This is a genomic window from Sphingobium sp. MI1205, from assembly GCF_001563285.1.
GTDB lineage: Bacteria > Pseudomonadota > Alphaproteobacteria > Sphingomonadales > Sphingomonadaceae > Sphingobium.
This window is the reverse complement of the sequence record NZ_CP005188.1, coordinates 862,804-886,983: the sequence shown is the minus strand read 5'-3', so window position 1 is coordinate 886,983 and position 24,180 is coordinate 862,804. Positions and strand designations below refer to the sequence as shown.

At 63.2% G+C, this 24,180-nt stretch carries 26 protein-coding genes; 8 read left to right on the top strand and 18 right to left on the bottom strand.

The genetic code is table 11. The features are described from left to right. Positions 1–94: 94 nt before the first annotated feature. The 6 genes from ftsH to ptsP form a co-directional block, all read right to left on the bottom strand. A complete protein-coding gene (ftsH, locus tag K663_RS04210) occupies positions 95–2,044 on the bottom strand; it encodes an ATP-dependent zinc metalloprotease FtsH (protein WP_062120298.1) in 1,950 nt (649 codons plus the stop codon). A gap of 75 nt (positions 2,045–2,119) precedes the next feature. Beyond that, positions 2,120–2,311, bottom strand: a complete 192-nt coding sequence (locus K663_RS04205; RefSeq protein ID WP_062114466.1) for a hypothetical protein — start codon at positions 2,309–2,311, stop codon at positions 2,120–2,122. 166 nt (positions 2,312–2,477) lie between these two features. Then, complete coding sequence (gene tilS, locus K663_RS04200) at positions 2,478–3,428, bottom strand: tRNA lysidine(34) synthetase TilS (protein WP_062114463.1); 951 nt, start codon at positions 3,426–3,428, stop codon at positions 2,478–2,480. Positions 3,429–3,434: 6 nt separating this feature from the next. Continuing rightward, a complete protein-coding gene (locus K663_RS04195) occupies positions 3,435–4,346 on the bottom strand; it encodes a tetratricopeptide repeat protein (protein ID WP_062120295.1) in 912 nt (303 codons plus the stop codon). A 132-nt stretch (positions 4,347–4,478) separates the two neighbouring features. Continuing rightward, positions 4,479–5,405, bottom strand: coding sequence for a helix-turn-helix domain-containing protein (locus K663_RS04190; RefSeq protein ID WP_062114460.1), 927 nt, complete (start codon positions 5,403–5,405; stop codon positions 4,479–4,481). Positions 5,406–5,495: 90 nt separating this feature from the next. Beyond that, positions 5,496–7,772, bottom strand: coding sequence for a phosphoenolpyruvate--protein phosphotransferase (gene ptsP / locus K663_RS04185; protein WP_062114457.1), 2,277 nt, complete (start codon positions 7,770–7,772; stop codon positions 5,496–5,498). 173 nt (positions 7,773–7,945) lie between these two features. Between ptsP and K663_RS04180 the strand changes: the two genes are divergently transcribed. Beyond that, positions 7,946–9,112 (top strand): pyridoxal phosphate-dependent aminotransferase, encoded by a 1,167-nt coding sequence (locus K663_RS04180; RefSeq protein WP_062114454.1) that lies wholly within the window; start codon positions 7,946–7,948, stop codon positions 9,110–9,112. Positions 9,113–9,204: 92 nt separating this feature from the next. Here the strand turns inward: K663_RS04180 and K663_RS04175 are convergent, their stop codons facing one another. Genes K663_RS04175 through K663_RS04155 form a run of 5 tightly spaced genes read right to left on the bottom strand, consistent with a single transcriptional unit; the run spans position 9,205 to position 11,829 of the window. Continuing rightward, positions 9,205–9,672, bottom strand: a complete 468-nt coding sequence (locus K663_RS04175; RefSeq protein WP_062114451.1) for an SRPBCC domain-containing protein — start codon at positions 9,670–9,672, stop codon at positions 9,205–9,207. Then, positions 9,669–10,160, bottom strand: a complete 492-nt coding sequence (locus K663_RS04170; RefSeq protein WP_062114448.1) for a VOC family protein — start codon at positions 10,158–10,160, stop codon at positions 9,669–9,671. The genes K663_RS04175 and K663_RS04170 overlap by 4 nt, the downstream gene beginning before the upstream one ends. Before the next feature lie 18 nt (positions 10,161–10,178). Beyond that, positions 10,179–10,976: a VOC family protein gene (locus K663_RS04165; RefSeq protein ID WP_062114446.1), complete on the bottom strand. Its 798-nt coding sequence runs from the start codon at positions 10,974–10,976 to the stop codon at positions 10,179–10,181. Positions 10,977–10,989: 13 nt separating this feature from the next. Further along, complete coding sequence (locus K663_RS04160; RefSeq protein WP_062114442.1) at positions 10,990–11,352, bottom strand: DUF1428 domain-containing protein; 363 nt, start codon at positions 11,350–11,352, stop codon at positions 10,990–10,992. Between the two features lie 39 nt (positions 11,353–11,391). Continuing rightward, a complete protein-coding gene (locus K663_RS04155; RefSeq protein WP_062114440.1) occupies positions 11,392–11,829 on the bottom strand; it encodes a VOC family protein in 438 nt (145 codons plus the stop codon). 137 nt (positions 11,830–11,966) lie between these two features. On the opposite strand from K663_RS04155, the gene K663_RS04150 reads away from it, so the two are divergent. Further along, positions 11,967–12,644 carry a winged helix-turn-helix transcriptional regulator gene (locus K663_RS04150; RefSeq protein WP_235589516.1) on the top strand — a complete coding sequence of 226 codons (678 nt, stop codon included), beginning with the start codon at positions 11,967–11,969 and terminating at the stop codon, positions 12,642–12,644. An 8-nt stretch (positions 12,645–12,652) separates the two neighbouring features. Here the strand turns inward: K663_RS04150 and K663_RS04145 are convergent, their stop codons facing one another. From K663_RS04145 to K663_RS04135, 3 genes are all read right to left on the bottom strand, one after another. Then, entirely contained in the window at positions 12,653–13,510 is an 858-nt protein-coding gene (locus tag K663_RS04145) for a hypothetical protein (RefSeq protein WP_235589556.1), read from the bottom strand. 105 nt (positions 13,511–13,615) lie between these two features. Next, positions 13,616–14,629 carry an NAD(P)H-dependent flavin oxidoreductase gene (locus tag K663_RS04140; protein ID WP_062114436.1) on the bottom strand — a complete coding sequence of 338 codons (1,014 nt, stop codon included), beginning with the start codon at positions 14,627–14,629 and terminating at the stop codon, positions 13,616–13,618. Between the two features lie 128 nt (positions 14,630–14,757). Next, positions 14,758–16,023, bottom strand: a complete 1,266-nt coding sequence (locus K663_RS04135) for an aspartate kinase (protein ID WP_062114434.1) — start codon at positions 16,021–16,023, stop codon at positions 14,758–14,760. A gap of 166 nt (positions 16,024–16,189) precedes the next feature. Between K663_RS04135 and K663_RS04130 the strand changes: the two genes are divergently transcribed. The 3 genes from K663_RS04130 (at position 16,190) to K663_RS04120 (ending at position 18,260) form a co-directional block, all read left to right on the top strand. Then, a complete protein-coding gene (locus K663_RS04130) occupies positions 16,190–16,408 on the top strand; it encodes a hypothetical protein (RefSeq protein WP_235589515.1) in 219 nt (72 codons plus the stop codon). A gap of 42 nt (positions 16,409–16,450) precedes the next feature. Next, positions 16,451–17,188: a bifunctional 2-polyprenyl-6-hydroxyphenol methylase/3-demethylubiquinol 3-O-methyltransferase UbiG gene (ubiG, locus tag K663_RS04125; RefSeq protein ID WP_062114430.1), complete on the top strand. Its 738-nt coding sequence runs from the start codon at positions 16,451–16,453 to the stop codon at positions 17,186–17,188. 70 nt (positions 17,189–17,258) lie between these two features. Further along, a complete protein-coding gene (locus K663_RS04120; RefSeq protein WP_062114427.1) occupies positions 17,259–18,260 on the top strand; it encodes an alpha/beta hydrolase in 1,002 nt (333 codons plus the stop codon). A gap of 10 nt (positions 18,261–18,270) precedes the next feature. On the opposite strand, the gene K663_RS04115 is transcribed toward K663_RS04120, so the two are convergent. Then, on the bottom strand, positions 18,271–19,086 hold the full coding sequence (locus tag K663_RS04115; protein ID WP_062114424.1) for an HpcH/HpaI aldolase/citrate lyase family protein: 816 nt from the start codon (positions 19,084–19,086) through the stop codon (positions 18,271–18,273). Positions 19,087–19,183: 97 nt separating this feature from the next. Here K663_RS04115 and K663_RS04110 point away from each other — a divergent pair, with 97 nt between their 5' ends. The 3 genes from K663_RS04110 (at position 19,184) to K663_RS24600 (ending at position 20,823) form a co-directional block, all read left to right on the top strand. Further along, positions 19,184–20,155 (top strand): SPFH domain-containing protein, encoded by a 972-nt coding sequence (locus K663_RS04110; RefSeq protein ID WP_037461472.1) that lies wholly within the window; start codon positions 19,184–19,186, stop codon positions 20,153–20,155. Next, entirely contained in the window at positions 20,155–20,598 is a 444-nt protein-coding gene (locus K663_RS04105; protein ID WP_062114422.1) for an NfeD family protein, read from the top strand. Before K663_RS04110 ends, K663_RS04105 begins: the two co-directional genes overlap by 1 nt. Positions 20,599–20,682: 84 nt before the next feature. After that, positions 20,683–20,823: a hypothetical protein gene (locus K663_RS24600; RefSeq protein ID WP_201026671.1), complete on the top strand. Its 141-nt coding sequence runs from the start codon at positions 20,683–20,685 to the stop codon at positions 20,821–20,823. Between the two features lie 319 nt (positions 20,824–21,142). Here the strand turns inward: K663_RS24600 and K663_RS04095 are convergent, their stop codons facing one another. The 3 genes from K663_RS04095 to K663_RS04085 form a co-directional block, all read right to left on the bottom strand. Then, positions 21,143–21,958, bottom strand: coding sequence for a ferredoxin--NADP reductase (locus K663_RS04095; RefSeq protein WP_062114414.1), 816 nt, complete (start codon positions 21,956–21,958; stop codon positions 21,143–21,145). A 183-nt stretch (positions 21,959–22,141) separates the two neighbouring features. Then, on the bottom strand, positions 22,142–22,459 hold the full coding sequence (locus tag K663_RS04090) for a hypothetical protein (protein WP_037461462.1): 318 nt from the start codon (positions 22,457–22,459) through the stop codon (positions 22,142–22,144). A gap of 112 nt (positions 22,460–22,571) precedes the next feature. Beyond that, positions 22,572–24,167 (bottom strand): phosphoenolpyruvate carboxykinase, encoded by a 1,596-nt coding sequence (locus tag K663_RS04085; RefSeq protein WP_062114411.1) that lies wholly within the window; start codon positions 24,165–24,167, stop codon positions 22,572–22,574. Between the last annotated feature and the right edge of the window lie 13 nt (positions 24,168–24,180).

Sequence of the window (24,180 nt, the reverse complement as noted above, 5' to 3'; positions counted from 1 at the left end):
CCGCCTCGCCTGCGATTTGATGGCACCTATTGAGCGTGGACGAAAAAGGGGCACGGCCATTGGCCGCGCCCCTCCCTAAGTCATCGTCGCACCGTTACGCCCCGGCAGGCGTGGGGTCTCCAAACGGCCCCTTGCGCTTGCGCGTCTTGGGGATCGAAGAACCCGCCGTCGGGATGACGGATGGCTTGATCGTCGTGCCGTCCTCGCGCGTGATTTCGCCCTTCTCCAGCAGCGTCTTGATCTCCTCGCCGGACAGCGTTTCATATTCCAGCATGGCGTTTGCGAGCAGGTGCAGCTGGTCCTCATGACCCTTCAGCACTTCCTGCGCGCGAGCATAGCCCTGCTCCACCAGTCCACGAATTTCCTTGTCGATCAACTTCGCCGTCTCGTCCGACATATGGACGCGCTGGCTCTGCGAATAGCCGAGGAAGGTTTCGCCCTGCTGTTCTTCATATTGCAGCGGACCCAGCTTGTCCGACATGCCCCATTGCGTGACCATGTCACGGGCCAGCTTGGTGGCGTACTGGATGTCTCCCGACGCGCCGGATGACACCTTGTCATAGCCAAAGATAATCTCCTCGGCCACGCGTCCGCCCATGGCGACGGCCATGTTCGCGTGCATCTTATCGCGGTGATAGCTGTAGCTATCGCGTTCCGGCAGGCGCATGACCATGCCCAGCGCACGGCCGCGCGGGATGATCGTCGCCTTGTGGATCGGGTCGGACGCCGGTTCATGGACCGCGACGATGGCATGGCCCGCCTCATGGTAGGCGGTCATCTTCTTCTCGTCGTCGGTCATGACCATCGAGCGGCGCTCGCTGCCCATCATCACCTTGTCCTTGGCCGCTTCAAACTCGTCCATGGCGACCAGACGCTTGCCACGACGAGCCGCCATCAGGGCCGCTTCGTTGACTAGGTTGGCAAGGTCAGCGCCCGAGAAGCCGGGCGTGCCACGCGCGATGGTGCGCGGGTTGACATCCGGCGCCAGCGGCACCTTCTTCATATGGACGGCCAGGATCTTCTCGCGACCTTCGATATCCGGGCGCGGTACCACGACCTGACGGTCGAAACGGCCGGGACGCAGCAAAGCGGGGTCCAGCACGTCGGGGCGATTGGTCGCCGCGACGATGATGATGCCCTCATTCGCTTCAAAGCCGTCCATCTCGACCAGCAGCTGGTTCAGCGTCTGCTCGCGCTCGTCATTGCCGTTGCCCAGGCCCGCGCCACGATGACGGCCGACAGCGTCGATTTCGTCGATAAAGACGATGCAGGGCGCATTCTTCTTGGCCTGCTCAAACATGTCACGGACGCGGCTTGCACCGACGCCGACGAACATTTCAACGAAGTCCGAACCCGAAATGGTGAAGAAGGGCACGCCCGCTTCACCCGCGATCGCACGAGCCAGCAGCGTCTTGCCGGTGCCGGGCGAACCGACCAGCAAAGCGCCCTTGGGAATCTTGCCGCCCAGCCGCGCGAACTTGGTCGGGTCTTTCAGGAACTCGACGATTTCCTGCAATTCCTCGCGCGCTTCATCGATCCCGGCGACGTCATCGAATGTCACCTTGCCATGCTTTTCAGTCAGCAGCTTGGCCTTGGACTTGCCAAAGCCCATCGCACCGCCCGCGCCGCCGCCCTTCTGCATCTGGCGCAACACAAAGAACGCGATGCCCAGGATTAGCAGGAATGGGAGCGACTGGTAGATCAGGATCATCCAGAAGCTGGGCTGCTCCTCGGTCTGGCCGGAATATTTGACGTTGTAATCGTCCAGCAGGCCGGTCAGGCCCGGATCATTGACGGGCACCGTGTTGAACCGTTGCCCGCTCGACAGCGTGCCGGTGATCTTGTCTGGAGCGATGGCGACGTCCTTGACCTGCCCTTCCTGCACCTTCGACCGGAATTCGGAATAGGCAATGCCGCTGCCCGCCTGCGAAGCGGTGCGGCTGTCGAACATGGAGACGAAGAGAAGCAGCGCGACAATCACGCCCGCCCAAATCATCGCACTTTTGATCCAGGGGTTACCCTGCGGGTCCTTCTCGTCGTTCATCATCACTCTCTTTCACCTGGCAAGATAGGATGCTCCGGCGAAATCGCAAGCTGGGCGATCAAACCCTCGCGGGGATCATCCGCCGACGAACTGCGACAGGGCGATATAAGCCAGGATCACCGCAACACCGGCCGACACACCGCATAGCAGATATCCAGCATAAAGCAGCATCGGCGGATGCGGCTGGGCCAATTTCCGGTTACGTTGCGCTGCCGAAAGGACCACGCTGGCCAGCACGCCATAGGTCAGTGCCGCGAATTCGAACATAACTCACTTTCCATGCTTGGAGGGCAGGCTCAATAAGCATGCACGCTATTAAGGAAAGGTCATTGCGCTGCAACATTTCGACGGAGCGAGACTGCTGCGCGCCGGTCCGTGGAACTTTTCCGTAACGACCTTGAAAAGCTCGTTCGACAGACAGCGATGACCCGCCTCAGCGCCGGGGCGGCGCGAGACTCACCATCCATTCATCGCCGCCTTCCAACAGCGCGGACCCAACGCTGGCCTTTTTCCCCTGCACCGCCAAACCAATCGCACGATCCAGCGTGTCTCCGCGGGGCGAAGCATCCGGGTCGAACCTGGCCAGCATTCTCAACAGCAGCCGCCGCAACAATTCGCGCGGCAAATCCGTGCGGTCCAACACCCAATCAGCGCCTTCCGCGCGAACATGCAGTGCTTCCAGCCCATCTACGGTCCAGTTCAGCGCCTCCTCGCACTCGGCGAGCGCGGCGGCGCTCCGCACGCTCGCCTGCGGATCGATCCAATCCGCCCTGGCGAGGTGCTGGCGAATCATCGCCCGGTCGAAGCGCGGATCGGTATTGGAAGGATCGTTGACGAACGGGATCCCCCGCGACTGCGCATAGTCCAGCAGTTGCGCCCGCCGTGCGCCAAGCAGCGGGCGCAATATATGCCCCTGCCGCGCGCGGATTCCCGCCAGGCCGTTGACGCCTGCGCCACGATTCAGGCGCATCAGCACCGTTTCCAGCTGGTCGTCGGCATGGTGGGCCGTGAACAGCCAATCGGTGCCTCGCCTTGTCCGCCAGGCCTCCAGCGCCGCGTAACGCTGCAACCGCGCCCATCGCTGGACATTGCCGGTCATGGCGCTGGCCGGATAGAGTATCTCATGCGGGATGCCGTGATCGCGGCACCATTGCGCAACCATCGCCGCTTCGTCGGCGGCCTCTGGCCTCAGCCCGTGATCCACCGTCGCCGCTTCGACGCGGCCCGGAAAAACATGGGCGGCCAGATCCAGCAGCGCCATGCTGTCAGGCCCGCCGGATACCGCGACGCCAAAACGCAACTTGCCATGCTCGCCCGCCAATGCCCGGACGGCCTGCTCCAGCAGCGCGCCGAGACCCGGCTCAACCGATGGCGGCGCGGCCATGCTGCTTTAGCTGCACTTCGCCTTGACGCGGCCCTTGTCCATCATGCTGCGCTGCGTAGCCGACAGGCTGGAGCCATAGACCTGCTCCAGTTCCGCATAAACCTTGCACGCATCGGCCGGCTTTTTCAGCTGCATCAACGCCTCGCCCAGCCATGCCAGGCTGTCGGCGGCGCGGTCGCCATTGGGCCGCTTCTGATAATTTTCGTAGAAAGCGACCGACGCGAGCGCAGGCTTGCCATCGTCCAGATAGGCGCGACCAAGCAGGTTGGCCGCACGGCTCGCCACCGGAGCGGAACCAAATTTATCGACCGTCGCCTTCAGCTGCGCCTGCGCCTCGGGATAGAATTTGGCGTCCCACAACCGGAAGCCGTAAGTATAGGCATCACCAGCGGCATCGCCCGTCGATGGCCGCTCGATCGCGGCAACCGCCGCCTTGCGCGCCTCGCTGGCCGCGCCGTTGGTGCCCGGCGTGGGCTTCGGGGGCGTCGATGCCGCAGGTTCAGTCGATACGCCAGGCCGAACGGGCGGCGGAGCCACCACTTCGGCGCGGCTCTGCGCCTCGGCCTTATATTTGTTGAACGCGTCTTCCAGCTGCCGGATCTTGAAGCTGTTTTCCTCAACCTGTCCGGTCATGGACGCAAGCTGCGACTCCAGCGCGCCCACCCGCGCCATCAGGTCGGATACCGGCGAGGATGATGGCGTTCCCGGCGCAACGGTTGGGGGCGCCGGACGCGTGATCTCCGCCTGCAACGGCGCGCCTGCGGGAAAAACCTTGCGCTGCACGGCGCGCATTTCCTTTTCCAGCCGGTCCACGCGCACATCCAGCGCGACATTCTGGGCTGCGGCTGCCGGTGCAAACGCAACCAGCCCCGGCGCACCCAGCAGCAAGGCGGTTGTCGCAAATAAGGCGTAACGCATGATCTTCCCCGACTTGAACATTTCCCCGGACGATGCGGCCATGGACCGCATCTCTCCCCCTTAACCATAAGGCGATATTCGCCGCCGTAAAGCGTGACCTGCGGCGGCTCAACATCCGATGGCGGCGTGTCTTTACTCTGGGGCGGCGGGCGGAGCGGCAGGCGCCGGGTCTGCCGCCGGGGCGGCGGGCGCGACGCTTCCAGTGACGGGCTGGACCGATGGCGCCTGCCTCGTGGCGGGAGCGGGTGACGGCGCGGCGGCGGGAGCAGCAGCGGGAGCAGCGCGTGCCAGCAGCGCAGCGGCAGAAACCGGGACGTCTGAAATCGTCCGGTCGGGCGCACCCAATGGCGCGACCGGCTTGCCCCCAACGGTCACAGCCAGCGCCTGCGGACGGCCGGTCAGGATCATCGGGTTGCGGGCGCTGGCGGGCAGGGTAAAGCTCTCACCCTTCTTCATCAGCCCGTCCTTCAGGCGCTCGCCCGCTTCGTCATAGATACGCAGCCAGACATCATCGGTCGCCGTAAACACCACCGTCTGCGCCACTGGCGCGGCGGGAGCCACACCAGGCGCAGGCCTGGCGACAGCGGCGGGCCGCGCCTGCTCCGCCGCAATCTGCTGCCCCGTGGGGGGCGTCAGCATCTGCGTGCGCCAGATGGTGAACCCCGCAACCAGCAGGACGACGATCGCAGCCGCCGTCCACGCCAGCGCGCGAGAAGGCACGCGCGCGGGATCTGCAGGTTCAAAGGCTTCATAGCGGTTGGCGCCCAGATCGGAATTATGGACAGCGTTGCGCACGTCGGCGGCTATGGCCACCTCGTCCAGACCGATGGAGCGGGCATAGGCACGGGCAAAACCCACGGCATAGGGGATGCCCGGCAGGGCCGAATAATCGTCGCGCTCGATCGCTTCCAGCTGGCGTTGGGCGATGCGGGTGCGGGTCGCCACATCCTGTATGGACAAGCCCTGCGCCTCCCGCGCGACGCGCAGCTTCGCGCCGGGGGTGCTGGACTGCACATCCGACGACACCGCGCCGGTTTCCAGTTCGGGTTGTTCTGCCATGCTGCTCCGCGATCTTTGAAGCCGGTCTTGTCTCATTCCGGTACAGGGATTGTCAACGCCGCCGCAGCGGCACACTGCCCATTTTCCGGTTTAATTCAGTTCGATGTCCCGCTCGGTTGCCCATTGCGTCAATACGCTGCGTACATCGACCACCCCCTTGTCGAGCAGGTCGCGCATCAACGCCTGTAACTGCGCTGCGTCGATGGCGCGGATCATCGCCTTGACCGGCCCGACGGAAGCCGGCGTGATCGACAACCGCCGCACGCCCAGGCCCACCAGCGCCATAGCCTCCAGCGTGCGTCCGCCCATCTCGCCGCATACGCCCACCGGCACCTTATAGGCCTCGCATGTCCGCACCACCCGGTCCAGAAAGCGCAGGATCGCGATGCTGAGCCAGTCATAACGCTCCGCCAGCCTGGGATGCGCGCGATCCGCCGCGAACAGGAATTGCGTCAGGTCATTGGTGCCGATCGACAGGAAATCCAGCCGCGGCAGCAACAGGTCCAGCACTTCGGCCAGCGCGGGCACTTCCAGCATCGCGCCATAGCGCACGCCGGTCGGCACCTTCTTGCGCTGCGAAACCAGCCATTCGCGCTGATGCTCGACCAGGGCGCGCGCCTGTTCATATTCCCACGGTTCGGACACCATGGGGAACATGATGTTGAGTATCTTGCCCGCCGACGCCTCCAGCAGCGCGCGGGCCTGCGCCTTCATCAATCCATCGCGGTCGAGGGCAAGCCGCAGCGCGCGCCAGCCCATCGCCGGATTGTCCTCCAGCTCCTCTTGCTCATCGCGCTGCATGTAGGGCAGCGCCTTGTCCCCGCCGATATCGACGGTGCGGAAGATGACGGGGCGGTCACCGGCTGCGTCCAGCACATCCTTGTAAAGCCGCTGCTGCTTTTCCCGTTGCGGCAGCGTGGCCGACACCAGGAACTGGAATTCGGTGCGGAACAGGCCGATGCCGTCGGCCCCCACCAGGTCGAGCGCCTGCGCATCTTCGCGCAGCCCGGCATTGACCATCAGCTCGATACGCTGTCCGTCAAGCGTCACGGACGGCAGGTCGCGCATGGCGGCGAATTCGGCGCGACGCTTCTGCGTCACATGCAGCCTGTTCTCGAACGCCTCGTCCATGTCGGGCGTCGGCCGGATCAGCAGGCTGTTGGCGGCGACGTCCATCAGGATCAGGTCGCCCTCATTCACCTGATGGCGGATATCGCGCACACGCCCCAGAACCGGGACGCCCATCGCCCGCGCGACGATGGTGACATGCGCGGTCAGCGATCCTTCCTCCAGGATCACGCCCTTCAATCGCCGCCGGTCATATTCCAGCAGCTCGGCAGGCCCCAGGTTGCGCGCGATCAGGATGGCGTCCTGCCGCAACCCCATCTGCGCCGCCGTCCCCAACTGACCCGACACGATCCGCAACAACCGGTTCGCCAGATCCTCCAGATCGTGCATCCGGTCGGACAATAGCGGATCATCGATCTGCCGCATGCGCATGCGCGTGCGCTGCTGCACCCGCTCGATCGCCGCTTCTGCGGTCAGGCCGCTGTCGATCGCCTCGTTGATCCGCCGCGTCCAACCCTCGTCATAGGCGAACATCTTGTAGGTTTCGAGAACCTCCTGATGTTCCCCCTCCATGCCGAATTCGACTGCGCCGGTCATACGGTCGATCTGCTCGCGCATCTTGGTGAAGGCGGAAATGACGCGCTGACGTTCGGCCTCGGTATCCTCGGCGACCGTATGTTCGATATGGACGCGCGGCTGGTGGAAAACGGCGTGCCCCCGCGCCATGCCCATGACCAGTTGCAGGCCGTTCAGCATGATCGTGCCGGTATCATGCACCCGCGAATCCGCAGGCCCGTCGTCAGCCAGTTCGGCATTGGCGATCAGTTCGGACAGCACCATCGCGACCGTCTGCAACGCCTCGATCTCGACTTCCTCATAACGGCGCGGCTCAACATGCTGCACGCACAGGACGCCGATCGCACGCTCGCGCCGTACGATCGGGACGCCCGCAAAGCTGTGGAACAATTCCTCGCCCGTTTCCGGCCGATAGCTATAGTCGGGATGCGCGGCCGCCTCGTCGAGGTTCAGCGTCTCCACATTGGTCGCGATCAGGCCGACAAGCCCTTCGCCCTTCGCCATGCGGGTGACATGCACGGCTTCCTGCTTCAGGCCGCGCGTCGCGAACAGCTCCAGCACGCCCTCGCGCACCAGATAGATGGAGCAGACCTCGCTGGAGAGCGCCTGGCCGATGATATCGACCACCTTGTTCAGCTTCGCCTGCGCGCTCGTGCGCGCGGCCATCACCTCCTGCAAGCGGGTCAATATCTGGCGGGCGGCGGCGGCGGGCGTCGTGGGCATATGACAGCGCTATCAGATCGCGCGGCTCCTTTCCAAGGGGAAGTCAGGGTTAATGAAAGTGGAAATCCATCAAAATGATCGAAAAGCGGCAGGACACATTGCGGAAATAGAGCGCCGCTTCGTCTCCCCCCTTGGAAATGCACGCGATTGCTTGAAACAAGGGGACAGACGACATGACCATGATGTTGGAAAAGGACGCCCGAGAAGACCTGCTGGATCGCGGGTATTCCCGCCGTAACCTCGGCAAGATTGCAGCCCTGTTGGGTGCGGGCGCTGCCGTGAACTCGATGCTTCTCCAGCCCGCTCTCGCGCAGCAGCAGGCTGCGCGCGGGATAAAGGGCGCGGTCCGTATCGGATCGAACGAATGTTGGACCGGGCCTTTTCCTTCCGGCGTGGAAGCCGCGGCCCGCGCCGCCTCTTTCGGCAACTGGTATGACCCTGACAATTATAGAGGCGATCTCGTCTCCACGGTCGCCAAGGTCGAAGGCATTCCCGATTCGCATGTCATGCTGTGGCCGGGTTCCGGGGGGCCGCTGGTCAGCGTCGTGGCGGCCTATTGCTCGCCTACCAAGGGGCTGGTCACGGCCGATCCGACGTTTGAATCCGCATGGCGCACGGCCGACTATATGAAGGCGCCGATCGCCAAGGCCGCCCAGCCAATCGGCAAGGGGCACGACGTCAAGGCCATGCTGGCCGCCAATCCCGATGCGGGCCTCTATTATGTGTGCACGCCCAACAATCCGACCGGCACGATCACGCCGCTGGCGGACATCAAATGGCTGCTGGACAACAAGCCTGCCGACGCGATGCTGCTGGTGGACGAAGCCTATATCCACTTCTCCGACGCACCCAGCGCCGTCAGCCTGATGGCCGGCCGCAAGGACATCATCGTCATGCGGACCTTCTCAAAGCTGTTCGGCATGGCGGGGGTGCGCCTGGGACTTACCTTCGCCGATCCTGAAGTGCAGAAGCGCATCATGCTGTTCGGACCCAGCGCTGGTGGCCTGTCGATCACCGCCATGGCCTGCGGCAACGCAGTCTATACCGAGTCCGCCCTTATCAAGGCGCGGCGCGATGAATGCGCCGCCAACCGGGCGGAAACCATCGCATGGCTGACGAAGAAGGGCATCGTCGTCCATCCGGGTAGCCAGGCGAACATGTTCATGATGGACTGGAAAAAACCCGCCAAGGAGATGCAGGCCGCCATGCTCGCAACACCCGAAAAGGTGCAGATCGGCCGCGCCTGGGCAATCTGGCCCACCGTTTCGCGCGTCACCGTGGGTTCGGCCGATGACATGGCCAAGTTCCGGTCAGCAGTGGAAAAGGTGATGAAGGCCTGACCCTTCCGGCAGACATGGTTTCAGGAAAGGGCGTCCGCTGAACCGGGCGCCCTTTCCTTGTCCCCTCATCCAGTAGTCCATGGAGTACCCGTTCAGGCGGTCGCGGCCGAAGTCTCGCACAACTGCCTGAACTGCTCGGCCATCTGGTCCCATCCCGGATGAAAGCCCATTTCCTCATGCTTCTTCATCGCTTCGGCGTCCCAGTGGCGCGCCGTTGCGGTGAAGCGGGTGCCCTCGCCCTCATCGGCAAAGCTCCAGATCGACGTCATGAACGGCGTCTGCGGTATCCAGCCGGACGCATAGGCATCGGTCGATACGACCCGCTCGCTCGGCACGACCTCCAATATGATGCCCTCCATCGGGCCGGTATCCTCGCCATCGGGACCGAACATGCGCACCGCGCTGCGACCGCCGGGGCGCAGATCCTCCTCGATCACTTCTGCGCGCCAGGGCTTAGGACAAAACCACTGGTCCTTCAGGTCCGTCCACACCTTCCACGCGATCTCGCGCGGGGCGGCGATGTGGCAGCTGACCGAAAGTTCGAACTGCGCGCCGCTCATACGGTTTCCCCTTCAAATGCCGCCTTCATCCGGGCGAGATCCAGCTTCTGCATGGTCATCATCTCCGCCATCATCCGCTGTATGCCCGGCCCATTGCCGCTCCGGTGCATCTCCATCACCTCTTCGGGCACGATCTGCCAGGACAGGCCATATTTGTCCTTCAGCCAGCCACATGGCCCCGGCGAACCGCCATCCGCGGTCAGGGCGTCGAAATAGCGATCGACCTCCGCCTGATCCTTGCAAGACACCGACAGCGAAAGCGCCTCGGTAAAGCCGAATTCCGGCCCGCCATTCAGCGCCTGATAGCCCTGCCCGAAGATGGTGAACTCCACCAACAGCACATCGCCCGCATCGAAGGGAGCGGGAACGGGCGAATCTTCGGGATAGCGGCTGACGAAATCCACCGATCCGCCAAAAACCGAAACATAGAAGCGCGCAGCTTCCTCGGCCTGCCCATTGAACCACAGACAGGGGGAAATCTTGGACATGATCCTTCTCCTCAACGCTCAGGCGTTGCGCATGCCGACCAGCGCGAACATCGCGCCCTGCGGATCGGCGCCCTGAATGATCCACGCGCCGCCCGGCACTTCCATCGGCCCGTTGAGCACCGTGCCGCCGCCTGCCTTCACCTTTTCAACCGCTGCATCGATGTCGGGCACCACGAAATAGAAAAGCCACAGCGGCACAGGCATTTCCTTTGGCCGCGCCATCATGCCGCCCGACATTTCATTGAACGCCGTCGCGCCTGACATGGAAAAAAGCTGGTAGCTGCCCATCGGCCCCATATCCATCGCCTCGCCCTTCCCCCAGCCGAACTGCGAGGTATAAAAGGCAAGGTCAGCGTCGAAATCGCCGCTGTACAGCTCATGCCAGCCGACATGGCCGTTCGCCATCGGCGACGCGGCATCCATTTCGCCGGGGCCATCGCCCTTCAGCAGCATGAAAATCGCGCCGCCCGGATCGCTCATCACGGCAAAGCGCCCGACGCCCGGAATATCCTCCGGCGGGCGCTTCACGCTGGCGCCCGCTTCGCTCAACCGCTTCGCGTCCGCATCCACATCGGCCGAACCCACATAACCGCCCCACCAGGGCCGCATGCCGCAATCCTTCGCCTCCGCCGGGATGGCCATGATGCCGCCCATTTCGCCCTGGCTTGCGGAAATCACATGATAGGGGTCGCCTTGCAGGTCATCTCCGAAAGCCTTGGCGGTCCAGCCCACCACATCGCCATAGAAACGGATCGCGCCTTCCGGGTCGCTGGTCATCAGTTCATACCAGAAGAATTTACCGGTCAGATCGGTCATCGTCCGCCTCCTTTCAGACCTGTTCGTCGAGCAGCACGGAAAATCCGCCATAGATCATCCGCTGGCCGCTGAACGGCATGGGGTGGCCTTCCTTGGGCTTCATCCGCTCGTCGGCCATGACCTTCCCCATGCCCGCGTCACGCACCTCTTTCGACGGCCATTCTATCCAGGAAAAGACGACTTCCTCGTCATCCTCGGCGATCACGCTGGTGCGAAAGTCGTTGACCTTGCCCTTCTGGATGTCGTCGCCCCAGCATTCGACCACGCGGGTCGCGCCATGTTCTATGAAAATGGGCGCGGCAAAGGCCGCTGCGTCGATATAGGCCTGCTTGTTCCCCTTGGGCACGGGGACCACGAAACCGTCCATATAGCTCATCTTCTCTCTCCTTTTGAATCAGGTCGAGCGTGGCGCAGATCAGGATGCAGCCGCTTCATGGGTCGCCATGGCCGCTTCCATGTCCATCCATGCGACTTCCCAGATATGGCCATCCAGGTCTGCAAAACTGCGGCCGTACATGAACCCATGGTCCTGGCGCGGGTTCGGCTCCGTACCGCCCGCCGCCAACGCCTTTTCAGCCGTCGCATCGACATCCGCCCGGCTCGCTTCACTAAGCGCCAGCAGCACCTGCGCGGTTTCGTGCGCGTCGGGGATCTTGCGCGGCGTAAAGCTGCCGAACCGCTCATGGGTCAGCAGCATGACATGGATGGCATCGGAAAAGCTGACCATCTGCGTACTGGCATCGGCAAAATCATTATTCCTGACCGCGCCAACCGCTTCATAAAAAGCGATCGAGGCAGGCAGGTCCCTGACTGGCAGATTCACGAAAATCATCTTCGGAGCAGCATCGGGCATCACATATCTCCTGCGGATTTCATCGGCGGGGCGTCCTTTCTGAAACAGGAATGCGCGACTCACCGGCTTGATCTTTGTGCACCTTCAACTTATCTTATGCAACTTATAAGTTATAAAATATAACCAAGGAAACGGGTGTGAAGAAACGGGCTTATCTGGATGGCTGTGCCGTGGCCCATGCGCTGGATCTGGTCGGCGATCGCTGGGCGATGCCGATCATGCGGGAATTGATGCTGGGGCCCAAGCGCTTCACCGATCTGCGCGCCAGCCTGCCCGGAATCAGCGCCAATGTGCTGACCCAAAGGCTTGAGGAGCTTGAGGCCGCCAGCGTTCTCATCCGTCGCCGCCTGCCACCCCCCGCAGCCAGCCAGATATATGAGCTGACGGACTGGGGCCGCGAGTCGGAAATCCTGTTCCAGGTGCTCGGCCGCTGGGCCTGCCGGTCGCCCACGATGCAGCCGGGTCAGCCGATGAGCAGCGGGTCGGCCATACTGTCCATGCGCACCATGATCGACCGCAGCCGCATCGGCGATCTCGATGCCAGCATCGGCTTCCGCTTCGGCGAGGAGGAATTTCGCGCGCTGCTGAAGGATGGCGACTTCACCATCGACCGGGGATCCGCGCAGGGCGCAGACACGATATTCAGCGGTGACCAGAATGCCCTCGTCGCAGTCATCTATGGCGGGCAGCGGTTCGACGACGTCGCGGGCGCATTGCAGGTGGAGGGCGATCGCGTGCTGGCGGACCGGTTCGTCCGCCTGTTCCCCCTCCCTCCCAAGGCTCCCGCGACCTTTCCGGCCGAGCAGCAGGGCTGACGAGGCCGCTAGCTGGCCGGTTTGGTCAGGGGAAAGGTCGGCACCATTATCGCAGGCGGCGGATTGGGCACGAGCATCTGCCCGCTTTCCTCCCGCGCACGCGGCATCGGCACGCTGCCGGGCGGCGGCACGAAACCTGCCGTCACTTCCTTGGGCGGCGTTGGCGGCGGCGGCAGCGGTGTAGGCGACACCACCACCCTCACCGTGCCGCCAAAGCGGGACTGCCATTCCGCCAACCGTCGCAGATAGTCGGCATAGGCTTCGTAAAATTCCTGGAAGGGCGCCTCCAGCGCGGTCAACGCCTCCGGCGCATAGGTGAGCAGTTCGCTCGATGGCATGGCCAGCACCTTGGCGCCCACCTCGATCGCGGCTTTGCAGAAGGTCGGCTGCACCGGCGGCAGGGAGAAGAAATTATAGACAACGGTGTTCAGCAGCTCGCGCGACTGAAGTCCCCCGCTGCCATAGGCCGCCGTATAGTTACGATCGACGGCGGCATTGGCTTCCCGCAGCGCCGCCTGATGAACATGCAATATCCGATTATATTGCACCTTCGCTATCTCGTTCGACCCGTAGCAGGAGAGCGCGGCCACGTTCAGGGCCATGCGCACATGCCACAACGCCGTATTGGCGGTAACGCCGCGATTGGGCGTCAGATATGTCCCGCTTTCGTCAACATCCGGGATGCTCATCTCTTCCACCGCACCCATCGGCGGCAGAGGCTTCACCGTCCGCACGACGGGCGGCGGCGGCGTGGGCGGAGCCTTGGGCGTGGAACAGCCCGCGACCAGCGCAAGGGTTGTCAAACAGCCAAGCTGCCATGAACGGCGGTAAGCGGCACGCAACGGCAACTTCAGATCCCTTGTCATCAGCATCGACTGGAAAACTCATGGCAAAGCCACGCGTTCCTGGCGATGCATCGCGAACTCAACTCAACGGGAAAGAGATTCAACTCGTCGCGCAGTTGATCGGCTTCAGGCCGCGCGACGCTCCAGCGCGACAGCCGCCTCTTCCATCAGCTGCGCGATGATGTCGGCCACCGGCTCTTCCTTGCTGACCATGCCGACCGATTGCCCGGCCATCAGCGACCCACCCTCGACATCGCCGTCGATCACCGCGCGCCGCAGTGCGCCCGCCCAATAATGTTCGATCTGCAACTGCGCCTCAGCCATGTCGACCGCGCCACTATCGAGCAGGTTGGCGACCTCGCGCTGCTTGGCGGTGAAGGCTTCGGTGCCGGCATTCTTGAGCGCGCGGACGGGGATGACGGGCAAGCGGGGGTCAATCTGCACGCTGGCGATCGCATCGCGCGCCGACGCGCGGAAAAACGCCTTCTTGAAATTGGGGTGCGCGATGCTCTCGCTCGCGCAGGCGAAACGCGTGCCCAGCTGCACGCCAGCCGCGCCCATTTCCAGATAGCCCGCGATCAATTCGCCACGGCCGATGCCACCCGCGACGAACACCGGCAACTGGCTCGCCATTTCCGGCAGGATTTCCTGCGCCAGCACGCTCGTTGAAACCGGGCCGATATGGCCGCCCGCTTCCATGCCCTCGATCACCAGCGCATCCACGCCCGACCGCGCGAGCTTCTTCGCCAGGCTGAGCGCCGGGGCAAAACAGATCAGCTTCGCGCCCTTCTGCTTGATCGCCTCTATGCTGCCCTTGGGCGGCAATCCGCCCGCCAGCACCACATGGCCCACATCATGCCGCGCGCACACCTCGATCAGGTCGAACAGCTGCGGATGCATGGTGATCAGGTTGACGCCAAAGGGCTTGCTCGTCAGCGTCTTAGTTGCCGCGATTTCCTTGTCGAGCAATTCGGGCGTCATCGCCCCGCAGGCGATCACGCCAAAGCCCCCGGCGTTGGAGATGGCCGCCACCAGATTGCGCTCCGACACCCAGCTCATCGCCCCGCACAGGATAGCGACCTCACAGCCAAGGAAGTCGGCGCCGCGGGCCATCAGGGAAGCAAGTTTGGCGTTGGTCATATTGGAATCCTGCATAGCCCCTCCTCTTCAGGGGAGGGGTTGGGGTGGGGGCGTGCCCCAAATGCCGGCTCTGCGGGATAGCCCCCACCCCCGGCCCCTCCCCTCAAGGGGAGGGGTGATTGTCTGAATCAAGCGACCGGCGCGTCCAGCCCATAGGCCGTGTGCAGCACGCGCACCGCCAGCTCCGTCTCATCCTCGTCGATCAGCACCGAAACCTTGATCTCGCTGGTCGAAATGGCGAGGATGTTGATCCCGCGATCGGCCAGCGACTGGAACATGGTGGACGCCACGCCCGCATGGCTCTTCATGCCGACGCCCACGACGCTGATCTTCGCGACCTTCGTGTCGGGGATCACGCGGTTGAAGCCGATCGTTTCCTTCTGGCTCTCCAGAACGTCCAGCGCGCGGGCCAGGTCCGCGCCCGGCACGGTGAAGGTCACGTCCGTCTCGCCCTTGTCGCGGCCGACATTCTGGATGATCATGTCGACATTGATCGCGGCATCGGCCAGCGGGGCAAAGATGTGCGCCACCGCGCCCGGACGGTCGGGCACGCGGGTCAGGGTGATCTTCGCCTCATTCTTGTCATGGGCGATGCCGGTGATGAGCTGACGTTCCATCTTGTTTTCCTTGAGCTTGGCTTCCAGTTCCTCTTCGCTGACGATCAGCGTGCCGGGGAGGTCTTCCTGGGTGGGATCATCGAAGGAGGAAAGCACCTGCACGACCACGCCTTCCTTCATGGCGAGGCCGACCGAGCGGGTCTGGAGCACCTTGGCGCCGACCGACGCCAACTCCAGCATTTCCTCATAGGTGACGAGGTCCAGCTTGCGCGCCCGCGCCACGATGCGGGGGTCGGTGGTGTAGACGCCATCGACGTCGGTATAGATGTCGCACCGATCGGCTTTCAGCGCGGCGGCCACGGCAACAGCCGAGGTGTCCGAACCGCCCCGGCCCAGCGTGGAGATGCGGCCATCTTCCATCATGCCCTGGAAACCGGGGATCACCGCCACGGTGCCAGAACGCATCGACGTCAGCAGGTCGATCGTGTCGATCTCGCCGATGCGCGCCTTGCTATGGGCTTCGTTGGTGCGGATGGGCAGCTGCCAGCCGAGCCAGCTGCGCGCGTCCACGCCCATGGCCTTCAGCGTCATGGCGAGCAGACCGCTCGTCACCTGTTCGCCGCTCGCGACCACGACGTCATATTCGGCCGGATCGTAAAGCGGCGACGCTTCCTTGCAAAAGCCGACCAGCCGGTCCGTCTCGCCCGCCATGGCGGACACGACGACCGCGACTTCATGACCCTGATCGACGACATGCTTGACCCGCGCGGCCACGTTGCGAATTCGCTCCATCCCCGCCATGGAGGTGCCGCCGAATTTCATCACGATGCGCGCCATTTGCCTGTCGAACCTGCCTGCTGATCTGGAAAGAAGCAATTTCCCTTCGGGGAAAAAACGGCGTCGCTATAGCAGCCGCCACGGATATGGCAAGCAACGCCACCCTCACAGGGAACACCGCCCCGCCGTCGTTCATTCCTTGCGCACCAGATAAATGGAGGATGGCATGGACGGAAGCATTTGGGCGCTGGTCACCATCGGCGGACCGATCCTGCTCGGCCTTGTGCTCATCTACGTCATGATGAGCAACCGACGGCACAGAAGCCCCGAAGAAATGGCGCGCACCGAAGAGGCGACGCGCGAACTGCATCGCCAACTCGACGCGGAGGACAAATATCTCGACGGCGAAGGGCCACCGCCCCGGAACCCGCCCCTAAAGAAGTAAATGTCCGTGGCGCGCAATCGCGGAGCTTGATAGTCAGGACGCATGGCCGATCCATCACCCAGCACCATCAACCCCCGCGAGGCCGCGCATTTCGGCGCCATGGCCAAGGATTGGTGGGATCCAAAGGGCAGCAGCGCGATGCTGCACAAGCTCAACCCCGTCAGGCTGCGCTATCTGCGCGGCGCGATCGATCGCCACTGGCATGGCGAGGAAGAAAGTTTCCGCCCACTCGAAGGCAAACGCGCCCTCGACGTTGGATGCGGCGCGGGCCTGTTGACCGAACCTCTGGCACGGCTGGGCGCGGCCACAACGGGGCTGGACGCGGCGGAAGAAAATATCGCCGTCGCGCGCGCCCATGCCGCCGGACAGAATCTGTCAATCGACTATCGCGCCACGCCGGTCGAACAGCTTGACGAACACGACTTCGATCTCATCACATCCATGGAAGTGGTCGAGCATGTCGCCGATCCGGCCGCCTTCATAAAGGCTCTGGCGACCAGGCTCGCGCCGGACGGCCTGCTCGTCATGTCAACGCCTAACCGCACGCCGCTTTCGCGCCTGGCGATGATCGGCATCGGCGAAAGCATCGGCGGCATTCCCAAGGGGACGCATGACTGGAATCAATTCCTGACGCCCGAAGAGCTTTCGCGCCTGATTGCCGACGCCGGGTTGCAGGTCACGGACATCAGCGGCCTTTCCTTCGACCCGCGCAAAGGCTTCACGCTTTCGTCCAACAAGGCGATCAACTACCTGCTGACCGCCCGCCATCCGCGCGACTGACCTCAACAACCTTGCCTCCTGTCCCACTGCCCTTCATCATCCGGCCGACAGATAAGGAGAGGCACGACCAATGGACGATATGCAGGGTGTCAGCATAGCTGGCCGGACCATCCCTTTCCCCAGATCCATCAGCGCCCAGGCGCGCGCTTTCCTCGCGTCGATGGTCGGGCCGGACGGCCTGCCGCTGAACGCAATGCCGCAACCTGCGCCCGACGATCTGGAAGGCTGGGCACGCTCGAAGGAAGTGATGGGCAAGTTCATGATCGACTTCTCGTCCGCCCGTGCGCCCAACCTGCGATCGACAGTCGAAAGCTTCGACATGGCGGGCGCCCGCGTCCATCTGGCGACACCTGAAGATCAGGACATGGATGGCCGCGTCTATCTCGACATTCACGGCGGCGGCCTGATCCATGGAGAAGGCGAATTTTGCCGGACAGGAGCGCAGCGGAACGCCGATCAGCATGGTGTCGCCTGCTATGGGGTGGACTACCGCATGCCGCCCGAACATCCCTACCCAGCCGCGCTGGACGATTGCGTCGCTGTGTACCGGGCGCTGCTGAACAGCCATGATCCGCGACACATCATCATCGGTGGCAGCTCGGCTGGCGGCAATCTGGCTGCCGCAACCGTGCTGCGCGCCCGCGATGAAGGCCTGCCCCTACCTGCCGCAGTGATATTGCTGACCCCGGAACTGGACCTCACCGAATCCGGCGACAGTTTCGAAACCAATCAGCTGGTGGACGTCATACTGCCCCGCCCCCTGATGAACGCCAACCTGTTGTACGCCGCCGGGCATGATCTGGCGCATCCCTATCTGTCGCCCTTGTTCGGCGATTTTTCAGCAGGCTTCCCGCCAACCTTTCTTCAGGCGGGTACCCGCGACCTGTTCCTGTCCAACACGGTCAGGATGCACCGGGCGCTGCTGCGCGCGGGCATAGCGGTCGAACTCCACATTTTCGAAGGCATGCCCCATGGCGGCTTCGGCGGCGGCGCACCAGAAGATCAGGAAATGGCTGGCGAGGTACGGCGTTTCGCACGCCAATATTGGGGCGCATCGCTGTCCGGCGGCTAGCACGCACCCATCATTGCCCAGCCGCCTCCGCCCTCGCCACCAGAGCCTTGGCCTCCTCGACATGCATGCTTTCGATCATGCGCCCTTCAAAGCGTTCCGCGCCGCCTGTCGCCGCCTCGATCAACCGCCGCGCATCGGCTACCGCCTGCGCGTCGGGGCCGAACACCTGATTGGCGACCGTCACCTGGCTCGGGTGGATCAGCGTCTTGCCATCGAAGCCGATCGCATGACCGGCGGCACATTCCGCCTCGAAACCGGCTTCGTCATCCAGCCGGTTGAACACGCCATCGAACACCGCGACGCGCGCCGCCCGGGCGCTCAGGATCACTGACTGCATGGCGAAGGACAGCCCCTCTCGCCCCGCCGATGGCGGAATCGACAGATCCTGCCGCAGGTCGTTATTCCCCATGAACAGTCCGGCGGTCCCTTCCTCCGCGGCGATCGACGTCGCGGCCAGCACCCCGGCGGCGCTTTCGATCATGGCGATGACGCGCTTCTGGCAGACGCTGAACACATCCTTCACCTGCTTGGCATTCTCCACCTTGGGCAACACGACATAATCCGCGCGGGACTGTTTGACAGCCACCATGTCCAGCCCATGCCATGGCGTCCCTGCCACATTGATCCGCAGCGCGCACAGGCGACCGCCGAAACCTTCGCCAGCGGCTTCGACGGCGCTTTCCCGCGCCTCATCCTTGCGGTCATCGGATACGGCGTCCTCCAGGTCCAGTATCACCATGTCGCACGGCAGCGTGCGCGCCTTGGCGATTGCCCGCTGGTTTGATGCGGGCAGGAACAGCAGCGATCGGGCGTGGTGCAGCAACATGGCAAGTCTCCTGGGTCGGCCGCATGGCTTGGTGACGGTTTGCCTTTTCCCCTTAACGATTTCGCGTCATAGTCAAGTTTCATAGGGGGATAAAAACATGCTGACGACCTTCGCGCTGACGGTAACCTTCCTGGTGCTTTTCTATCTGGCGGTAAGCGTCAAGGTGGTCCGCCAAGGTTATCAATATACCATAGAGCGTTTTGGCCGCTTCACCGAAGTCGCCCGCCCCGGCCTTAATTTCTATCCCGCCTTCTTTTACGCGGTCGGTCGCAAGATCAACATGATGGAGCAGGTGGTCGATATTCCGGGGCAGGAAATCATCACCAAGGACAATGCCATGGTGTCGGTCGATGGCGTCGTGTTCTTCCAGGTGCTGGACGCGGCCAAGGCGGCCTATGAAGTGTCGGAACTCTATGTCGCCATCATGCAGCTTGCGACCACCAACCTCCGCACGGTCATGGGCTCGATGGACCTTGATGAAACCCTGTCAAAGCGCGACGAGATCAACGCGCGCCTGCTGTCGGTCGTCGATCACGCCACCAACGCCTGGGGCATCAAGATCACCCGCGTAGAGCTCAAGGACATCCGCCCGCCCGCCGACATTGTCAGCGCCATGGGCCGCCAGATGAAGGCGGAACGTGAAAAGCGCGCCAACATCCTCGACGCCGAAGGGATGCGCGCCGCCGAGATCCTGAAAGCCGAGGGGCAGAAGCAGAGCCAGATCCTGGAGGCCGAGGGCCGCCGCGAAGCCGCCTTCCGCGATGCCGAGGCCCGCGAGCGTGAGGCGGAGGCGGAGGCCAAGGCGACACAGATGGTGTCCGACGCCATTTCGGCCGGCAACCCGCAGGCGCTCAACTATTTCATCGCCCAGAAATATACTGACGCGGTGAGCCAGTTCGCCACGTCCCCCAATGCCAAGACCATCCTCTTCCCGGTCGAAGCGACCCAGTTGATCGGCACGCTGGGCGGCATCGGCGCACTGGCGAAGGAAGCATTGGGTGAAGGCGGCGCACCGCCCCCGCCACCCGCCCCGCCGCGCCGCAGCCCCTTTGCCCAGGGCCAGGGCTGATGGACTGGCTCGGCATGCTGGAAGATCATTGGGGCTGGCTGGTCTTCGCCGCGCTGCTCGGCATGGCGGAAGTGCTGATCCCCGGCGTGTTCCTGATCTGGGTCGCGCTGGCCGCGGCAGTGACCGGCCTCATCGCGCTTGTCCTGCCCGTATCGGTTCCCGTTCAGCTGCTGATCTTCGCCCTGCTCTGCCTCGCCTCCGTCTGGGGCGGACGGCGCTGGTACGCGGCCAATCCGGTGGCATCGCAAGACCCGATGCTCAACGACCGCACGGCCCGCCTCGTGGGCGAAATCGTCACCGTGGTCGAACCGATCGACAACGGACGAGGCCGCGTGAAGGTAGGTGACAGCGTCTGGTCCTGCCGAGGCCCCGACGCGCCCGCTGGAGCGCGGGTCCGTGTGGTGGGAGCCGAGGCGTCAGTGCTGCATGTGGAGCTGGCTTGAGACAATTTTGAGGTGGGAGGCGCCGAACCGCCTCCCAAGCGTTATGCCAGCGATCCGAAGGGCGGCTTGTGGTATGTCCCCCGCATGACAGAAGTGCCTAAGACCCAACTCGACAAGTTCAAGGAAGCCGCCCGCGAGCTAGAGACGGACGATGATCCGCAGCACTTCAAGGAGAGGCTTGCCAAGGTCGTGAAGCATAAGCCTGCGCCGGATAAACCTGCGTGAAGTCCACGGGCGCACACAGATACGCGCTTCGATGTTGGGAGACAGAGAACCGACGCCTGCCTGTCGATTCATCTGAATATTCCGATAGCTGGGTCGATCTTGAGGAAAGGGCCCACAAACTGCTTGAAGCGGGACGGTTCAAATCTGTCGTAATATGCGAGTGGGAGCCTGCAAGGAAAGCATGGGCTCTCATGGGCGAACTGAACGCTGGCCAGTTGAAAGATGACGATTAGCTTCTAGGTTTGTAAAGTGCATAATCGCCAAACAAAAAGGGCCAGCGTCGCCGCCAGCCCCCTCATTCAACACCGTCCGTCAAGGATCAGCCGACAAACGCCCGCTCGATCACGAACGCGCCCGGCGCTGCGTTGGAGCCCTCAACAAAGCCCTCGCCCTCGAAATAGGCGGCGAACTGCTTGATCATCTCCATGCTGCCGCACATCATGATGCGGTCAGTTTCGGGATTGAACTTCCTGTCCCCCGAAAGCCCTTCGAATAGCGCACCATTTTCGACCAGCTTGTCGATCCGCACATTGTTGCGGAAATCTTCGCGCGTGACGGTCGGGACATAGTGGAACTGGTTGGCCGCCTGTTCGGACACCAGCGGATCTTCCGCCAGCTTGCCTTCCAGTTCGTCATGGAACGCCAGATCGCTGACCCGGCGCACCGAATGGACGACCACCACTTCCTCGTAAAATTCATAGACGTCGGGGTCGCGCGCCAGGCTGAGGAAGGGGGCAAGGCCCGTGCCCGTCGACAGCATGAACAGCCGCTTGCCCGGCAACAGCGCATCGGTGACGAGCGTGCCGGTGGGCTTGCGGCCGAGATAAATCTGGTCGCCCGGCTGGATCATCTGCAACCTGGAAGTCAGCGGGCCGTCCTGCACCTTGATCGACAGGAACTCCAGCTCCTCGTCCCACGAAGGGCTTGCCACCGAATAGGCGCGCAGCAGCGGCTTGCCATTATCGCCCTGCAGGCCGATCATGACGAACTCGCCCGACCGGAAACGGAAGCTTGCCGGGCGGCTGATGCGGAAACTGAACAGATGCTCGTTCCAGTGCCGCACCGACAGCACGGTTTCGACACTAAGGGCCCCGGTCGGTTCCAACACCGGCTTTTCGATCGTCACGTCGCTCAAAACCTTTGCCTCCTGCCAAATCCATCCGCGAACGTCCCGATGTGGACGCCAGTTGCGTGGCTTTCGCAATAAGTGATGTGGGCCGAATGCCTTTCAGCCCCCGTGAAGGCAAGGTGAAAAAACTATCGCGCCCGAAAGCTGACGATCATGCCAGCGCCTATGCTGGCGGAATCGCTCAACCTTTCAGCCGAACAGGCCCTTGGCCAACCGGCTCAATTCATTGATGGGATTGCCGTCGCCATCGCCGTCGAACAGGCCGCCGATCTTGCTCATAATGGCTTCCGGCCCACCGAACTGCGCGAACAGTTCCTGCAACTTGTCAGCCGACACGCCATGTTCGGCCGCCGTGGTCGCCAGTGCCGCCACATCGGTTTCGCCCGCCGCGATCTTGCCGCCGATTTCGGCCATCAGCGCCTGCATCTGCTCGGCGCTCACGCCCAGCTTGGCCGCAACGGCCTCCAGCCCGCCCACACTGTTCAGAAGATGGTCAATCATGTTCATATCCCGTCTATGGCTGGGGGCAGAATAGCATTGCGCCGCGCCGCCCGAAAGCAAAAGAGCCGGAAGGATCGCTCCCTCCGGCTCCTGTGCCAATAATGATGATCGTTCAGTGTCAGGCGGCGGTCAGCGCAGCGTCGCGCACGGACGCATCCACATGCTCTTCGAACTGGGCGAAGTTATCGACGAACTGCTTCACCAGCTTGCCGGCGGTCTCGTCATAGGCCGCCTTGTCCGCCCAGGTCGCGCGCGGATCCAGGATCGTCGTATCGACCCCCGGCACCGCCACGGGCACCTGGAAACCGAAATTGGGATCGGCCCGGAACTCCGCGCTGTTCAGGCTCCCGTCGAGCGCCGCGTTCAGCAGCGCGCGGGTGACCTTGATCGGCATGCGCTTACCGACGCCATATTTGCCGCCGGTCCAGCCAGTGTTGACCAGCCAGCAGGTGACGCCGCCCTTGTTGATCCGCTCCTTCAGCAAATTGCCATAGACCGACGGATGGCGCGGCATGAACGGCGCGCCGAAACAGGTTGAGAAGGTCGCGCTGGGTTCGGTCACGCCGATCTCGGTGCCCGCGACGCGCGCGGTATAGCCGGACAGGAAGTGATACATGGCCTGCTCAGGGGTCAGCCGCGCGATCGGCGGCAGCACGCCATAGGCGTCGGCGGTCAGGAAGATGATGTTCTTCGGAACCGGACCCAGATTCTTTTCCGACGCATTCGGGATGAAGTCGATCGGATAGGAACCGCGGCTGTTTTCCGCCAGGCTGTTGTCGTCCAGGTCGATTTCGCGCGTGTGCTCGTCGATCACGACATTTTCCAGCACCGTGCCGAAACGCTTGGTGGTGGCGAAGATTTCCGGCTCGGCCTCCGCCGACAGGTTGATCATCTTGGCGTAGCAACCACCTTCGAAATTGAAGACGGCCGTGTCCGACCAGCCATGCTCGTCATCGCCGATAAGCGTGCGGCTGGCGTCCGCCGACAAGGTGGTCTTGCCGGTGCCCGACAGGCCGAAAAAGACCGCCGTATCGCCGTTGGGGCCGATATTCGCGGAACAGTGCATGGGCATCACGCCCTTGGTCGGCAGCAGATAGTTGAGGATGCCGAACACCGACTTCTTCATTTCGCCCGCATAGGCCGTGCCGCCGATCAGGACCAGCTTCTCGGTGAAGTTGACCGCCACCACGGTTTCGCTGCGGCATCCGTGGCGTGCCGGATCGGCCTTGAACGTCGGCAGGTCGATGATGGTATATTCAGGCGTGAAGCCTGCCAGTTCCTCTGCCTTCGGGCGAACCAGCAGCGTGCGGATGAACAGATTGTGCCAGGCCCGCTCATTGATCACGCGCACATTGACGCGATGCTCGGGCTGCGATCCGCCGAACAGGTCCGCAACGTACAGCTTGTCCTTTTCACCCAGCGCCTTGAAGAAATCCTCCTTCAGCGCGGCAAAATGCTCCGGGGTCATGGGGACGTTCGTCTTGCCCCACCAGACGGTCGATTCGGTTTCGGCATCCTTGACGATGAACTTGTCGCTCGCCGACCGGCCGGTGTGCTTGCCCGTCTTGACGACCAGCGGGCCGTCCTTCGACAATATGCCCTCGCCGTTGGCGATAGCAGCTTCAACGAGCGGCGCGGTGCCCAGATTCCAGTATTGTTCAGCGGTCGTCGAAATGCCCTGCTGATCCAGGGTGATAGAGGATTTGGCCTGCACGCCTTAGCTCCTG